The 16,622-nt window shown below is 48.1% G+C and carries 14 protein-coding genes; 7 read left to right on the top strand and 7 right to left on the bottom strand.

What is annotated here, in order from left to right:
- Positions 1–145 precede the first annotated feature (145 nt).
- Positions 146–985 (bottom strand): DegV family protein, encoded by an 840-nt coding sequence (locus tag BLA28_RS11745; protein ID WP_069158910.1) that lies wholly within the window; start codon positions 983–985, stop codon positions 146–148.
- Positions 986–1,201: 216 nt separating this feature from the next.
- Here BLA28_RS11745 and BLA28_RS11740 point away from each other — a divergent pair, with 216 nt between their 5' ends.
- The 6 genes from BLA28_RS11740 to BLA28_RS11715 all read left to right on the top strand — a co-directional run bounded on the left by BLA28_RS11740 (position 1,202) and on the right by BLA28_RS11715 (position 6,506).
- Positions 1,202–1,645, top strand: coding sequence for a hypothetical protein (locus BLA28_RS11740; RefSeq protein ID WP_069158909.1), 444 nt, complete (start codon positions 1,202–1,204; stop codon positions 1,643–1,645).
- Entirely contained in the window at positions 1,642–2,145 is a 504-nt protein-coding gene (locus BLA28_RS11735) for a DUF5721 family protein (RefSeq protein ID WP_069153686.1), read from the top strand. Before BLA28_RS11740 ends, BLA28_RS11735 begins: the two co-directional genes overlap by 4 nt.
- A complete protein-coding gene (locus BLA28_RS11730; protein ID WP_069158908.1) occupies positions 2,132–3,001 on the top strand; it encodes a helix-turn-helix transcriptional regulator in 870 nt (289 codons plus the stop codon). Before BLA28_RS11735 ends, BLA28_RS11730 begins: the two co-directional genes overlap by 14 nt.
- Positions 2,998–3,867: a helix-turn-helix domain-containing protein gene (locus BLA28_RS11725; RefSeq protein WP_069158907.1), complete on the top strand. Its 870-nt coding sequence runs from the start codon at positions 2,998–3,000 to the stop codon at positions 3,865–3,867. Before BLA28_RS11730 ends, BLA28_RS11725 begins: the two co-directional genes overlap by 4 nt.
- Positions 3,868–3,995: 128 nt before the next feature.
- Positions 3,996–4,931: a hypothetical protein gene (locus tag BLA28_RS11720; protein WP_044968684.1), complete on the top strand. Its 936-nt coding sequence runs from the start codon at positions 3,996–3,998 to the stop codon at positions 4,929–4,931.
- Positions 4,932–5,060: 129 nt separating this feature from the next.
- A complete protein-coding gene (locus tag BLA28_RS11715; RefSeq protein ID WP_069158906.1) occupies positions 5,061–6,506 on the top strand; it encodes a GntR family transcriptional regulator in 1,446 nt (481 codons plus the stop codon).
- A gap of 205 nt (positions 6,507–6,711) precedes the next feature.
- On the opposite strand, the gene BLA28_RS11710 is transcribed toward BLA28_RS11715, so the two are convergent.
- From BLA28_RS11710 to BLA28_RS11680, 5 genes are all read right to left on the bottom strand, one after another.
- Positions 6,712–9,180, bottom strand: coding sequence for a beta-mannosidase (locus BLA28_RS11710; RefSeq protein WP_069158905.1), 2,469 nt, complete (start codon positions 9,178–9,180; stop codon positions 6,712–6,714).
- 224 nt (positions 9,181–9,404) lie between these two features.
- A complete protein-coding gene (locus tag BLA28_RS11705; RefSeq protein WP_143131496.1) occupies positions 9,405–10,868 on the bottom strand; it encodes a DUF6034 family protein in 1,464 nt (487 codons plus the stop codon).
- Positions 10,869–11,387: 519 nt separating this feature from the next.
- Positions 11,388–12,767, bottom strand: coding sequence for a sensor histidine kinase (locus tag BLA28_RS11690; protein ID WP_069153679.1), 1,380 nt, complete (start codon positions 12,765–12,767; stop codon positions 11,388–11,390).
- Positions 12,768–12,770: 3 nt separating this feature from the next.
- Entirely contained in the window at positions 12,771–13,451 is a 681-nt protein-coding gene (locus BLA28_RS11685; RefSeq protein ID WP_069158897.1) for a winged helix-turn-helix domain-containing protein, read from the bottom strand.
- A 170-nt stretch (positions 13,452–13,621) separates the two neighbouring features.
- The gene (locus tag BLA28_RS11680; protein ID WP_069158896.1) at positions 13,622–13,978 is read right to left on the bottom strand and encodes a SpoVA/SpoVAEb family sporulation membrane protein; all 357 of its coding nucleotides are present in this window, start codon (positions 13,976–13,978) and stop codon (positions 13,622–13,624) included.
- A gap of 350 nt (positions 13,979–14,328) precedes the next feature.
- On the opposite strand from BLA28_RS11680, the gene BLA28_RS11675 reads away from it, so the two are divergent.
- Complete coding sequence (locus BLA28_RS11675; RefSeq protein WP_069158895.1) at positions 14,329–14,916, top strand: PBECR4 domain-containing protein; 588 nt, start codon at positions 14,329–14,331, stop codon at positions 14,914–14,916.
- Between the two features lie 158 nt (positions 14,917–15,074).
- Here the strand turns inward: BLA28_RS11675 and BLA28_RS11670 are convergent, their stop codons facing one another.
- On the bottom strand, positions 15,075–16,616 hold the full coding sequence (locus BLA28_RS11670) for a response regulator transcription factor (protein WP_071699209.1): 1,542 nt from the start codon (positions 16,614–16,616) through the stop codon (positions 15,075–15,077).
- Between the last annotated feature and the right edge of the window lie 6 nt (positions 16,617–16,622).

Below are 16,622 nucleotides of genomic sequence, written 5' to 3'. Positions count from 1 at the left end.
AAAAAAGGAAGAGACAGTCCCATAGAGAATTCCGGCTTAAAAAAAGCCCGGATTCTATGGGATTGTCTCCTTACTGGCTGTCAGAGGTTAAAAATTGGTATTAACCGACAGCCCCTTCTTGCTGTTTTCTTATTTCCCAATGATTTTATACTGCAATAATAATACCGCCGTCATTGGCATACATGCTGCTGATTCCTGCAGTGTCCAGAATTCTGGAATCGGCAAACTGAACCTTTTCCAGAATCATCTGCCGCACGCTCTCGGCCTTGGCCGGATTGTTGCAGTGGGTGATCATAAGGCATTTTTTCTGAGGGTTCTTCGTCCCCTGGACAACAGTATCCGCCAGCTTCTGCAGGGCTTTCTTGAAGCCGATGGCCTGTCCTAGCTGGATAATGGTTCCCTCCGCCGTTGCGCCCATAACGGGCTTTATATTGAGAGTGGAAGCCACCAGCGCCTTTACGCCTGTAAGACGGCCGTTTTTGCGCAGGGTTTCCAGATTGTTCAGGACAAAATATGTGTTCATTTCGTCACGGAAATCTTCCAGCCTCTTCACTATCTCTTCAAAGGACAGGCCCTGCTCCTCCAGTTCCATGGCCTTCAGGGCGATCTGTGCCTCCCCGCAGGAAGCGGACCTGGAGTCCACCACATGGATTTTCTTGTCTTTGTGCTTTTCTTCATACAGATTTTTTCCCAGGACAGCGCTGTTATGGCTGCCGCTCAGGTTTGCAGACAAAGTAACAACATAGATATGATCCGCGTCACAGTCAAAACTCTGTTTGTATCTATCAGGAGATGGACAGGAAGAACGGGGGCATGTGGGGCATTCCGCCACTTTTTTCAGGAATTCCGCCTGGTTGAAGCCGGCGTCGTCCTGGATATGCCAATCACCCACTTCTATTCCCAGAGGGACTATTTCAAAGCGGGGATCTCCTTTTAATTCTTCAGGTAATTCACAACAGCTATCCACTACAATTTTATAACTCATTTGTTCCTCCGATTATTCACTACAATCACACGTAGTTTTGATTACCACTTATAATAACACCCGCCTGTATATATTGTAAAGAGAATTTCTAAAAGTTATAGAGTTTTTATAAAGTTATCAGCTGCTGAAGAAAGAATGGCGGACAGGATAGTAATGTGGTAAAATGAACAGGTAAAACTTACAGCAGAACTGTGTAAGATCTCATGGAGGAATGTTATGGAACTTTCCGGGCTGAAGCTCTCTGATATACACCCTTCCCAGTTTTATATATCCCTTGAAAAATTAAGACAGGTGGAAAAATGGTTCCGGTCTGATGATCTTTCCCATTTTGAGCCGGTTCCCGTCAAATGTCTCAACGGAAGGATTATTTTTACAGACGGCCATACACGGGCGTTTGCCGCTTACAGGAAGGGCCTGGCAAAGATTCCTCTTGTGTGGGATGAGGACGAGCTTGACTGGGAAGCATACCAGCTTTGTACGGACGCCTGCAGCAGCAGGGGCATACATACGATATCCGATCTGCAGGACAGGGTTGTGGATGCGGATGTCTACCAGCATTTATGGAATGACTGGTGCGATACTCTGCATGAAATACTGGCACTGCGCAGAAGCCGCCCTTCCTTATATTCGGACTACAATGGTAACGGAGATGAATCATGATTGCATTACAGATAAAAGAAATAAAAAGCTTTATGGGCAAGCTCCTGGGAACGGAATGCTTTGATTCCTTCCTGCTGGAGGAAGCGGTTATCACCACTTATAATACGTTCCGTATTGACGGCCGCATCAACCGGGAATTTTACAGCGACGAGGAATGGGAAAATAAGGAAACGCATCCGGACGAGTTTTCTGCCTGGAAAACGATGCGTCCTCTGTGTTTTGATTTGATAAAAGGAAAAAAGACACCCGCCGGGTTTAAATTTATCCTTCATCTGATGCCCCGGTATATACCGGGTATCCTGAAGCCGGAGGACACCCCCATCACTCCTGATCAGGTCAAGGCCCTGGTCCTGACCTGCAAATATGACGGCGGCAGCCTGACTCTGGTGACGGGAACGGCCTTTACCACCTTCCTTCCTGACAAGACTGTGGACGTGCTTTGGGATAAGGCGGTGAGGACCTTCCTTTCCAAAAAGGAGATCGGCTTTGAAGAACTTTAACCAGTCTCTTCCTGACATGGATGCCCTGCAGCAGATTCCCATTCTCACCCTCGAGGATGAGGACTGCGGCTTTCAGCATCAGTTCAGCGTGAGGGAAACTTATCCCTTTCATACCCATACCTTTTATGAATTCTTTCTCATCAGCAAGGGAAAGGGAATCCACCGGATCAATGATGCTTCTATCCTGCTTTCGGAGGGTTCCTTTGTATTTGTGCGCCCACAGGACAGGCATGGCTATGATTTTCTGAATCAGTATGATCTTGAGTTGATCAATATATCCTTTCAGCCACCGGTTTTTCATAAAATCTGCGGGCTTCTCGGCTGTCCCCGGTCATTTTTTACCGACTCTCCCCTAAGCCTCCAGACCGAACTGACAGAGCCCCTGCTCTCCGATATCCGCGGCAAAATGCTTCATATAGGAGCTCTGGAGCCGGGCGCCGGCAGAAGGCTGTACCTGTCATCCGTACTGCCCTTTTTTCTGTACCAGTTCTGTCCCGGCCCTTCCCTGCAGGAGGCCAGCCCTCTGCCGGGCTGGCTCTCGGCGCTCATCCGGGAAATGGAAAAGCCGGAAAACTTTATCGAAGGCCTTCCCCGCCTGCTATCCCTCGCCAGCTTTTCCCAGGAATACCTGAACCGATCCTTCCGCAGGTTCCTTCACATGTCTCCCACCGAATTCATCAACATAAAACGGATGGATTATGCGGCGGGGCTGCTTCTGGAAACCGGCCTGGAGGTCATTGAAATCTGCCAGGAATGCGGCATCCACAACCTCAGTTATTTTTACCGGATATTCCGGAAGCAGTATGGCTGCTCTCCCAAAGAATTTATCCGTCTGAACCAGGAGGGAAGACAATGAATCAATTTTACCGGTTATACAGGCCCGCCACGGCGGTTCCCCACAGGAACGACAGCACCTATACGGAAATCACTCCCTGCAGCGCCCTGAGGCCCTATATCAAATGCTTCTGGGGCAGTGTCGGTCCCTCCGCCGCCAAAGCGACGGCAGGTGAACTGATTATTCCCGACACCTGCATGGATATTATTTTTGAAGTAAACCATTCCCAAAACAGCATGAAAAGCAGATTTGTGGGTATTAATAATGAAGCCTTCATCTCAGCTGGCTCCACAGAAGAGAAGGATACCAGCTCCACCTTCGGCATCCGTTTCTTCGCCTGGTCCGCCGCCATGTTTTCCCAGGACTCCATGAATGGGGTAAAAAATAAGGTCTTTGATGCCCAATATCACTATGAAGCGATTAAGACCGCCCTGGAACCGATTCTCTATGAAATAACCGACATCCATGCCCGGGCAAGGGAAGCGGAAAAAATACTTCTCCGCCGCCTGGATTCCGGAAGGTATAAGCCCGTTCTTGATGCCGCCATAGGCGCCCTCCTTGTCAGGAAAGGCAACATCCGGACAACCTCGCTTGCCGATGAAGTTTTCCTGAGTACAAGACAGCTGGAACGCCTTTTTGCCGAATATACCGGCGTTTCCCCGAAACAGCTCTCTTCCTTGGTCCGTTATCAGTATTTATGGCATGATATTCTTACAGAGGATTCCTTTCATCCGGCGAATGCGGTTCATAAATATGGTTATACGGATCAGTCCCATTTACTGCATGATTTTAAAAGGTACCATACCCTTCTTCCTGCGCAGGCAAAGGATTACGCATTAAAGAAAGCGGATATTCTCCGGGAGTCAAATACCCTGCTGCAGGAATAGGCATACAGCCGGATTCATGTCGCAAAATTACAATACAAAGTCTGTCCGACGGCTTATTATTATACTGTACATAAAACGCTTCCGGCAAGCATCTTACCGGAGCAGTTCCAAAACCAGGAGGAAATATTATGCTGTCAGAAAAACAATTTTCACAAATAAGGACATGGGTATACCGGAATGCCAGAGAAATTGACCTGAATGTCTGGAAATTCCACTTTGAAAACGGGAAAAAGGAAGATGTTGTTTCTGCGCTGTCCCACTATCAGAATGAGGACGGCGGCTTCGGAAATGCCCTGGAGCCTGATAACTGGAATCCTGCTTCCACGCCTTATGTGACTCTTTATGCGCTGGGCCTTCTTCAGAGAATAGGGATGACGGACACCTCACATCCCATATATAAAGGAATCTTTGAATATTTATCCAGCGAAAAAGATTTGACGGACTATGGCTGGCGCTTCAATGTTCCTGAAAATAACAACTATCCCCGCGCTCCCTGGTGGAACTACAGCGAAGATGCCAACAAAACGGAAAGCATCGGCCCTACCTGCGGCTTGTGCGCCTTCATCCTGCAGAATATGGACAAGACTTCCTCCGTTTATAAAAAAGCGGAGACTCTGGCAAAACAGGCGCTGGATAATCTTCTGACTGCAAAAAACTTCGGAGATATGGGCATCGGCGGATATATCGGCCTTATAGATGCTCTTCCCACCCTGAATATAGGCGATTATGACATGCCTGCCCTGTATTCCAAAATCAACGAACTGGTTAATGCATCTATCGAACGTGATGTAAACAAATGGCAATACTACGGCGTGCTTCCTTCCACTTATATCCACAGCCCGCAAAGCCCTTTTTACCCGGCTAATAAGGAAATCGTCGATCAGGAAATCAATTATCTTCTGGAAACATTACCGGAAAATGGCGTATGGAACATTTCCTGGACCTGGTTTGACAACATGGAATCCTACGGCAAGGAGTTCATCATCAGTGAAAACTGGTGGAAATCCATCACCGCCATCGAAAAGCTCTGTTTCCTGAAAAATTTTAATGCTGTAAAAATCTGAAGGGAGGACTTCGACCGTTTGGATATCCGGCAGCTAAAATCCGCAATCTGTTTGTAGCAAATTGTCAAAAAAAATGATATACTGTATGACAAATATCTGAAATTCCTATCGTAAGTAAAGGAGTCCGTTTTGGAAAACAATACAGATTTACGCAAGGTAGTCTACAGCATCATGCTCACTCAGATACAATTCGGCACCTATCGCTGCGGAGAAAAGCTTCCCACTATAGAAGAAACCAGCAGACGGCTCTGTGTGTCAATCGATACGGCCCGCACAGCTTATCTGAAGCTGAAGGATGAAGGATATATTACTTTATCTAAAAATGTAGGGGCCACAGTGAAAGTAAATTATGACAGTCAGGAAACGGAACAGTTTATCCAGACTTTTTTTTCGGCACGCAAAAATGCCATGATAGATCTGATAAATTCCATGCTGCCCCTGTTTGGGAATGCACAGTGTGTAGGGATGAAGAATGCCTCTCCTGAAATGCTGCGAAAGATGGAGGAGCTCTTTACCGAAAAAAATATAGAAGCGCCCTATGCCATGCTGAGGCATCTCAATCAAAAATACAGCTCCCTCGGCAATAATCTCCTCATGCGTCTCGCCTGGCAAATCTTCATGTTTTTACATGATCCTTTTTTCAGCATAAAAGATAATCTTCATTATTTTGACCAATCTGAGGATTATCTTTCAATCGTGCTCGTACTTTGCCGTAAGAAGGAATGGACAGCGCTGCGTGTTAAAATGGCGGAATCCATGAACAAGCTGACCTCGTCTCTTACCCGGTTCTATAAGGACAGAATCCATATGCCATCCCCGGAAAAGGAAGTTGCTTTTACCTGGAGTTCCTATAAAAAAAGCCAGCAGCTATGCTACTCCATAGCCATGGAGCTTCTCATTTCCATCAACCGGGGGCTGTATCCGGCCGGAAGTCTGCTGCCTTCACAGGAGGAGCTCGCACGGCAGAAGAATGTTTCGGTAAGTACCATTCGCAGGACACTTGAACTTCTCGGCAGCGTCGGTGCTATAAAATCCGCCAGACATGTGGGCACTCGTGTTCTTCCATTGGAGCAGACTTCAGCAAACAGTGATTTCACCAAGCCCGTCCTTCGCCGCAGACTACTGGATATGGCGGAGAGCATTCAGATGCTCGCCTTATCCTGCAAAGACGTGTCTGTGTTAACGCTTTCTTCTCTCAATACCGAATCCATTGAAGAACTTTGTGTGAAGCTGAAGGCCTATAAAGGGCTGCGGCGCGGGGAAAATTTGTCTTATTTCATACTGAGCACGATTGGGGAGTCCGCTCCCTATCAGACCATCCGAACCGTTTATTCCGAGCTGATGCGGCAGTTCTTCTGGGGCTATGCATTCCGCGGTATGAATGGGAAACAGGAACAAATAAACGAAATGTATGATCCTTTTTTTGATGAATTGATTGAGTCTCTGGAAAAAATGGATTTCTGCCGGTTCTCCGCCAGCCTGGAGGATCTTGCTGTCCTTGAGCTGCGCAGAACCGTGAGTTTTTTATTAGATCTTGGAATCTCAGATGCTGAAAACATTCTGATTCCGGAATAAAATAGCATATAGTATACGATCGGGCCGGGAGAGGGACAACGTCTCCCGGCTTTTCTATGGACCATTCTTCCGGCAGCCACAGGGAAAAGATAAAGACAAAGAAACAACTGGATAAAATGAATATCCAGGATCTTTAAAGGGAAGAAAGCTCGTGCTTTCCTCCCTTTTTCTATACACACAGTTCAATTATGTTTATCAGTCAGAATCAGCGTATATTATACACACTTCTGATTTTCAGGCCTTCCGGTGTTCCCTTCAGAATCCGGATTTTTCTTTCTCCTGCATTCATATCAAAATAATTATCCTCTAAAAGCATATCATCCGCTTCGTTGATGATTTCCACGCCTCTGGCATAGGCATTTGCTTTCACCGTCAGCACATCCCCTTCCGCCGTAACTGTAAGCTTCGGATCCACAAAACGATAATGCTTGGGAGCGCAGAAGATCACACAGCCGCCGGAAATAAGCTCTCCGTCCCGGAAGCATTCATAGCTCACATAATCCCCATACGTATCCGCATCCATGCAGTCCTGCTTCGCAAGCCATACGCTTGACAGGGGAGCCGCCGGAACCGCTTCTTCCCCTCCCCGCAGGATTTCTGACCTGTTGTTGCGCAGAGTCCATTTTACAGTCAGGTTCTGTTCTTCCATCGTCTCATTTGCCACACAAAGATGGATGGACTTTTTCACCTCATAAGGCTCCGCATTGGGATTGGTATCCTGTGTGAGAATCCCTTCCTCGGCACAGGAAAGCATTACCGGCGCGAAAAATCTCTTTGCATAGTAGTGGAGCGCTTTCCACCTTCCGCAGTAATCTATGGAAGCCCAGCTCGCCACCGGCCAGCAGTCGTTGAGCTGCCAGATAACGGTTCCCATACATCTTCCCCTGTTCCTCCGGAAATGCTCCACACCATACCGGATGGCCTCCGCCTGAAGAAGCTGGGATGCATATAAAGTGGTGTCAAAATCATTGGGATACAGGAAGGTCTGTTCCATATAGTTCATGATTTTTCCGTTGGCGCTCTGATTGCGCTGGTGCTTTTCCATAACATAGGAGAAAACATTCCTGTCTTCCGGCTCGGTGAAGGTCTCTACCGTCTTCAGGGAAGGGAAGGACTGGAAGCCGAACTCGGAAACATAACGGAAAAAGAATTTTCTGTATTCGGTAATAGGCTTGTTGCCGTGCCACACATCCCAGTAATGCACATCCCCGCGGTTTTCATCGTTGGGCTCATCGAAGGCGCCGCCTGAGGAAGGGCTTGCAGGCCAGTAAAAGGTATTGGGATCATATTCCTTAAGCACCCTGGGAATTATGTATTCATACATCTTTACATAGTCGCTTTTTTCCCTGGGGCGGGTCACCCACTGTCCTTCTTTCACAAACATTTCCATTTCATTATTGCCGCACCACAGGCCAAGGCAGGCATGGTGGCGTATGCGTTTGATATTATCAATAAATTCTTCTGTAATATCCTGTTCAAATTCTTCTGTCAGATCATAAACCGCACAGGCAAACATGAAATCTTCCCATACAACAAGCCCCAGCTCGTCACAGGCATCCCAAAAGCCATCGTAGGGATAATTGCCGCCGCCCCACACGCGGATACAGTTGAAATGGGCGTCCCTGGCCTGTTTTAGCAGCTCATAGGTTCTCTCCGGCTTCACCCGGGGAAGGATATTATCCTCCGGGATATAATCCGCACCCATGGCAAAAATACGGACACCGTTCACTTCATGGGCAAACTGCTCGCCGTATTCGTCTTTTTCCCTGTGTATGGTCATTGTGCGCAGGCCAATCTTTTTGCTCCAGGAATCCAGCACGCAGCCATCGCACAGAAGCTCCACCTCTACCTGATATAAAGGCTGGCTTCCGTAGCCATTGGGCCACCAGAGACGGGGATTTTCAATAACCGCCTCTTCGGGGCAGAGTCCTTCAAAAACAGGAACCCCTTCCGGATCCGTCACTTTTATGCGCCAGGACAGTCCTTCCAGCTCCTTTTCCTCTCTTCCGAACCGTTCGGTATGCTTTACGCCCGTCCGTTTTACATCCACCTGTACGGATAAAGAAACCCGGCCTTCCTCATGCTTCTGCGTAATGTATACACCGTCCAGCCGGGCCGTGTCGAATGCCATCAGCTCCACCTCACGCCAGATACCCGCATCGGGAAGGCGGGGGCCCCAGTCCCAGCCGAACATACAGTGGGCCTTGCGCAGATAGGGAAAACCTCTCATGGCATCGGAGCTGCCTTCCAGGGGCCGTTCTTCATAGGCTTCCCGTATGAAGCGGGTGGGGGAATGAAGCACCACCTTCAGCTCATTTCCTTCAGGCTTCAGCAGGTTTTTTACGGAATATTCCCAAATCCGGTGTATGTTCTTCACATGTCCCAGCAGGGTTCCATTCAGGTATATATCTCCGATCGTATCAATTCCGTCAAAATGAAGCAGGACTTCTTCCCTCTCCCGGATATCCTCCGGCACATCGAAACAGGTGACATAGGTAAAATCATTTTCCATGATTTTCAGCGCTTTCAGTTCGTTGTCCCTGTAATAAGGATCCTCCATTTTGTTGTTGTCCAGCAGATCCTGGTAAACGCTTCCAGGCACGACGGCGGGCATAAATTCCTCCGTATTGTTGATGCACATCTGCCAGTTTTCATTCAGCTTCTGAATAAGCATCCCTTTCCTCCTTTTCCCCGCAGCGTCCCGGGCCAAACCAGTCCGTACCGCCGCTTTTCCCCTCCTGTATACAGAAAGGAAATTTCTTTTCGTGTAATTTGTATACTACCAAATTAGCACTTCTGCCCGCCCTTTTCTTCTTCTTTTTTGACCGATTATTGTACTATATTGACCTGCCGGTTTTCTTCACTTTTCCGCCATTTTCCAGGTCTGAAAAGCTGCTCTTAATAACCCAGATCCCTGTCGATTACAGTGCCGTCCATGGCGTTAATGGTAAGGCAGCTTTCAAAGGGACCTCCAAAGGAATCGGTAAAGGGTTCCTCTGTATTATTATAATGTATCACTTTAGTTCCCAGGAAATCCCATACCGGAATCATTGTTCCTTCCGTAGGGTTGCCCTTTTCCATAATCCTCATATAGCCCAGCCGGATTTCTTCTATATGAAATTTGAAATCAAGCCCTGCCTGGGCGAAGTCACTATTTTTTTTCAGAATCATCTCTTTAAAAATTTTCTGGATTTCTTCAAAGGGCATAAGAAATACATATTCGTCCGACATATCCGTCACAGTATAAGGATCCGTCCAGCGGAAGCTGGTGAGGCCTTCATCATTATACGCAAGATAAATATGTTCATAGGGCCAGGAAGCATTATTATCTTCCACTGTAGTGCCATCGTTGTTGGTATAGGTTACGGGAATTCCGTCAATCACCCTGGTAAAGTGAACGCCATAGGAATAATCAACAGGCACCATCCGCCCTTTTTCTTCCGTATAGGACGCGAAGTATTCCCCTCCGCAGGGCTGGAAGTCCGTGAGCCCCATCTCTTCTACAGCCGAAGAGGCCTTTTGTTCGATATCTGCAGGAGACGTCTTCAGTTGCGCCGCATTGCTCCCCTCCAGTCCAACCGGCATATAATTGCCCCCATTCTCTGAATATTCAGAGGAAAAAGATATCCATCTCCATGCAGGGGAAATGTTATTATCCAGCACAGTGAAATAATCCTTTCCATCCATGGTCACATAACCCATAAGCATATTATTGTCCGGATCCCCATTTTCCTCCGCCTTTGAATCAAAACGGACCTTCGGCTCTATTTCCTTTATCCGCGCGGTTTCCGGAGCCGCCTCCAGCATCGCCTCGAATTCCGCTATTTTTTTATCATAATCCTTCCCGTCGCCATACTGATCCACATAGGATTCCCCGGATTCTTTTTCTTCTTTCAGGATTTTAATCCGTTCCTCTATCTCCGATTTGGTAAAACCATGGGCCGGATCGTTTTCATCAACCACCCTGTCCCAGAGCTTTCCACCCTGCAGAAGCACCCGGTTGACCGCATCGTAATCCTCCTGGGTAAATATCCGGCTGGTAACGGTTTTCAGCCGGAACCCTTCCGCCTCCGGAACCACTACCCTGGCCTTCACTTCCACTTCTATCTTACCGCTCTCATCGGAAAACTGCAGTTCAAAAGCATCCGGTGCCTGAACCTGTTCCGCAATATTCCCTCCCTTAGCCGTCTGGGCAGGAACAGTACTTTCCTGGTTTTTAGGCACCACCAAATCCTCCTGGGAGGAATCCTTACTTCCTGCAGAAGGATTTTCGCTCCCCGCAGAAGTTCCCTGACAACCAATAGGAACAGTTAATACCATGCTCATAATCGCTGCCGCAGCAATCCATCTCTTTTTTGACATCTCTTTACCCTCACTTTATTTTTATCTGCCGTACACCCGGGCACCGGCCCCACATCCGAGCCGCCGCCCTTCCGACACCTATACTTTACCCTGCCGGCCGGTAAAAAGTATGCAGCAGAATGTAAACATTTTGCAAACACGCGGAAATAAACGTAGTTATCCCCTCCTGCCGCCGTGACCTGTGCCCTGTCCGGCCTTCTTGTGCCTTCCTTCCCGCGCCTGCTGTCCCGCGCCCTGTCTGTGCTGCGCATGCCTTCTGCCGGGGAAACGATCGCCGCCACAGATCCTTTTTGTTCCATGGAGATGAGACCGGGCAGATGAGGCAGCCTCACCTGCCTTATCTGCCGCCCCCGGGCTCATCGGAATGTCCGGAACAGTCAGGATCTGCGGCGGCGATCGTTTCCCCGGTGGGAGACATGCGCAGCACAGACAGGGTGCGGGACAGCAGACGCGGGACAAAAGGCCCGGGAGGCCGGACAGGGCACAGGCCACGGCGGCGGGAGGGGTCAACGGCCTGCCCTATTCGAAAAGGATAGATACGCGGGTTCCCTGCCCGACTTTGCTTTCGATGTGCAGCCTCCCGTGGTGCAGCGCGGCTATCTGGCTGCATAAGGCAAGTCCCAGCCCGATACCTCCCGCTTTTTTGCTCCTGGATTTATCCACCATGTAAAAGGCTTCTGTAACACGGGAAATTTCTTCTTCCGGGATACCTTTCCCATGATCAGTGACGCTGATTCCTCCCTCCGTGGCCTCCAGAAGGATGGAATCGCCTTCCTTACCGGCTTTCACGGCATTATCGATCAGATTAATCAGAAGGCTTTCGAAAAGATCTCTGTCCAGCATACGCTTTTGCCCGGCGGCTCTCGTTTCCAGTCTCATTCCTTTTTCTTCAAGCTGATACTTCTCCAGCTGCGCCACCCCGGCGAAGAGTTCTTCGATATCCACCTCCTCCATCCGTATGCTGTCGTTATCATACAGTCCTATCAGGCTCATGAGCTTGCCGGAAAGCCTTTCCAGCCTGCGGCATTCCTCGTGGATATGGAGCAGCGCCTTATTCTGACGCTCCTCGTCCACTTTTACATGAAGCAGGGTATCCGAATAGCCGATGATGGATGTCATCGGCGTTTTCAGTTCATGGGTAAGGCTGCCCAGCAGCTGCTTCTGCTGCCGGGAAACCTGTTCCAGCTGTGTGACCTGCTCTTCTATCCTGTCCGCCATCCGGTTAAAGGAACCTGCCATCTCTCCGATTTCATCATGGGATTTTACCCTGGCGCGTCGGTTAAGAACACCCTCGCTGATATCGGAGGCGGCCTTCTGCAGCTCCCGCAGAGGGGACAGCATCCTTCTTGTCAGCAGGAAAATAAACAGCACCGATATGACTGCCGCCGCCAGATAAAATTCCAGGAAAAGCATGACCTGCTTCTCCATATCCCGGTAAACCTGAGAGATATCCGCCACCAGCACAAGCCGGTAATCCGCCGGGGAATCCATGGGAATTTTTTTCCCCATAATCAGAAGCCTTTTCCCTTCCACCTCCCTGGTATCCACGGCAGGCTCCGTCTGATCCCACCTTTCATCCTGCGGATTAACCAGCTCGAAATCCGTGAGGTTGCAGAGAACTTCTCCTTCTTTAGTTAGGATATACCGGGATGCGCCGTATTTTTTCATGAGGAAATTAAAAAAAGAGCTTCTGGTAGCCTCGCTGTAGCCCAAAAGCTCACTTTCCCCGATATCCCTTCCCAGAGCATAGGCGGTGGCCTGAAGCTGCTGCCTGTAGCTTTCGGTGGTTTTTTCCACATTGTAGCGCAGTGTCTGCCCGATTACTGCCGCCCCGGATACTCCGGTCGCCAAAAACAGCGTCACCGTGGTTACCAGAGACAATTTTTTCCAAAGCTTCATTTCTTAATCCTCCAGCCGATAGCCTGTTTTGGGGATGGTACGGATCACATCAAAGAAATCCAGTTTTTTGCGCAGGCGGCCGATATGTACATCCACGGTCCTTGTTTCCCCCATATAATCGCTTCCCCACACCTGGCTGAGAAGCTGTTCTCTGGAAAAAGCAACATTTTTATTTCCTGCCAACAGCACAAGCAGCTCATATTCCATGGGTTTGAGCGCCACCGGCTTTCCGCCCTTCGTCACCTGATGCTCTTTCCGGTCGATACGCACATCCTGTATTTCTATTATTTCCCTGCCGCGCCCCGTCCGCTGCAGCACCTTTTCTATCCGGACCAGCAGCTCCAGCACCTCAAAAGGCTTGACTATATAATCCTCGGCTCCCGCCCGCAGGCCATGCACCTTGGATACCACATCCGCTTTGGCGGTGAGGTAGATCACAGGGATCTCTGCCGTCTGCATGACCTCCATCAGCTGAAAACCGTCTTTGCCGGGAAGCATGATATCCAGGAGAGCGAGAGCATATTCCGGCACACCTTCCCGTTTGTCCTTTTCCGCGAGCACTGCCGTTTCCGCCTCTTCCCCGTCATAAATGGGCACAGGATCGTATCCGGCGGCCTCCAGGTTCATGCAGATCAGCTCGGAAATCGCCGTATCATCCTCTATCACCAATATTTTCGTTTTCATGTTCAGCCCATGCCTTTCAACACTGTCTTACATAATGATAAGTGTATCATACAATGAGCGGAAAAAAAGCACCAAAATGTAAACATGCAGAAAACGCCGTTTTGGCAGAGGCAATACCGCACGGTATCGGTAAGCCAGTCTGCTAAACGGCGTTTATCGTTTATATACCATTATTTTTTCATCTTCGGGCTGAATATAAGGGAAGCCAGATATCCGAATATCAATGCTGCCGCGGTGCCTACGGCTCCTGCCTTAAAACCTCCGGAAAATAATCCCAGGAACCCCTGCTCATCCACGGCTTCCTTCACGCCCTTCATCAGGGTATTTCCAAACCCCAGAAGAGGCACGCGGGCTCCCGCACCCGCAAATTCCTGAAACGGCTCATACAGGCCAATTGCTCCCAGCAGAGCGCCGGTGCATACCAGCAGGACCATGATCCGACCGGGCATCAGCTTGGTTTTTTCCATCAGTATCTGTACCAGCGCACAAATCAGTCCGCCTACCCAAAAAGCATTTATATAATCCATTTCGTCCGCTCCAATCTCTGTACAAAATCATTTCATCTACCTTGTATTATGGAGCAATCCGATAAAAAATATACTTATTTTCTATTTTTGAATATAAGTGGGTCATATGAAAATCCGTTGACATATTTTCACTTGCCGGGTATAATAATATTACAAGGCAGGCAACGACGTGTGTCTGTCAAAGCGCAGATATAAGGGAGTGTGCCGGAAGGCATTGCCTTATGGAGCTTGCAAGAGGGGTTGTGCAATGAAACCTCAAACCGGCGTAGGCTGAAAAGCTGAAAGAAAATGCTCACAAAAGCTCTGCCTCAAGGCAGGGCTTTTGTTATGAGCGGAAAGGAGAAAACGCAATGGATTTACTAATGGAATGTGCGTCTGTTTTTAAAAATCTGATGAATTATCAATACCGTTTCACTTTAGGACGGAAAGGAAAACTGAAAGTGATTACTCTTGGATTTTCTGAAACGGATTTTCATCATTTGGTTGGCCTGCACAAGCTCAGAGATACAGAAGTAGCCAGAGCAAACCGCGGTGCCGTCTTCAGGGCTATTCTGTCGGGTCGTATTACATACGCCACAATTATCAAAAGTACATTTATAGAGGAAATTTTAAGCAGGCTGCAGACGTTCCCAAACCTTGAATTTTTACTGGATCATGATCAACTGGTCTTCCGCTATAATAAAAAAGTATATCCTTATTCTTCCATTGAGAGTGAATTTCTATTAAAAATGGGCGATGGAAGTATCCTCGATATAACATTTCTGTTTTTGGATAAAACGGAGCAGGGAATTTATTATTGCAGAAGCTTTTTCCCCATGGAACGAACAGACTATACAAAAGAACAAATGCAGTACACTCTCCTCAAAAAAGAAAAGATTGATATCAGGTCAGGTGTGGCTGCAGTCCAGTATGATCGCCTGACACCAAAAAACAAGTAGCTATCGTACATATAAGACTCGTCAAAAACTTCTCTATCTTACAACTCAATTCTTCAATCTAATGTCAGTAAGCTTCCCTGACTTTTCAATCAATTTTTCATCAAGTTCAAATTCAATAGTAGTATTCCAAAAATTTAAAACACCCCCGATAAAACTCTCTAAAATATGTCTGAATCCGGCGATGTATTATCATCTTCCTGAGCCAGTTCCGTCTGATTCGTCTTCATTTCCCTCAAATATTCTGCCGGACTCACCCCGGTTACAGAGCGGAATATCCGGCTGAAATAAAACTGGTCGCTGAACCCCACCATGGAAGCCACATCCTTGATAAACAGCTCCTTATTTTCCTCCATGATTTTCTGCGCCTTTTCCACCCGGAAAATGGCCAGACGCTTGCTGAAGCTCGTCCTGCTGTATTTTCGGAACAGGCGGCTCAGATAGGTCTGCGAAATTCCGAAAACACTGCATATTTTCTGGGCGGACATCGGTTCTGAGAGATGTTCCTTCATATAAGCTTCTATCTTCTCAAAGAATTCCGGCGTATCGATTTTTATTTTCTGGACCTCTTCCATTCTGTTCCTGCAAAGAATCTGACAGATATTTTCCGCCAGCTTATTCATATTTTCCGCATAGTAAAAGGCATCGTCTATAAAGTACTCACTGTTTTCCACAGACTCATCCAGCATATTTTCACAACGGAAAATACGGAAAATCTCACGTACCTTTTCTTCGACACTGAGCTGTGTATATCCCTTTTTCTCCCATTCGGCGAAGGATCGTAAAATCTCGTCCTCCAGCTGCCTGAAATTCCTCTCTTTTATCAGAAATTTCAGCCGGTTCAGCGAGACGCTGTCATAATCCGGCCTCTGTTCCGCTTCCGGGGACTCCTGATCCACATCAATAATCTGGTTTTTGCCGATGATAAGCCTGTGATCCAGCGTATAATATAAACTGCGTATCACATCCGGGAGCTCATTGGCAGCAACCGGGGTTTCCTTGAGTACGAGCGTGTAAAATGCCAGTGTCCGTTTTTCCTTTTCCAGCTGGTGCATCATCATCTGATAAAAGCTGTTATGGAACAGCAGCTTCCCGGGGCAGATATAGAGGGCCTCCACTTCGTCCCTTCCATATACCATCATCTGTTCTTCTTTGATGGAAAAAATTTCAATCCCCCTGGTTTCCACAAATCTTCTCGGCAGGCTGTTCTTCCGGAGCAGCGCAATATAGTATTCGTCCTCGGGGAAAATCCGGCGGAAACGGGGGGATTCCGAAAAAGTCCCTGTACACATATCCCGGATCACCTGGTTGCGGAGCCCATAATAATATTCATCCAGCCTGCCCTCAAGGATCCGCATGCTTTCCTGAAGGGCGGATGGCTTCACCGGCTTCAGGATATAGTCACAGACTCCATAGCGCAAAGCGGACCGTGCATAGGAAAATTCCTGGTATCCGCTGACAATAACGGACAGGATGTCCGGATATTTCTCCTTTGCCCGTTTTACCAGAGTTATGCCGTCCATAACCGGCATTTTTACATCGGTAATCAATATATCAGGCTTCAGCTCCCCCAGCTGCTCCAGGGCATCTTTTCCGTTTTCTGCCGTCCCCGTTACCTGGAAATTAGGACACTTGATTTTAATGATTGTACAAAGATGCTGCAGTGCAGCCGGTTCATCTTCTGCTATAAATACCTGATACATAAATTA

Origin of the sequence: Eisenbergiella tayi (assembly GCF_001881565.1) — a bacterium.
Taxonomy (GTDB): domain Bacteria; phylum Bacillota; class Clostridia; order Lachnospirales; family Lachnospiraceae; genus Eisenbergiella; species Eisenbergiella tayi.
Note: the sequence above shows the minus strand (reverse complement) of the source record. Positions and strands in the feature narration are given on the sequence as shown.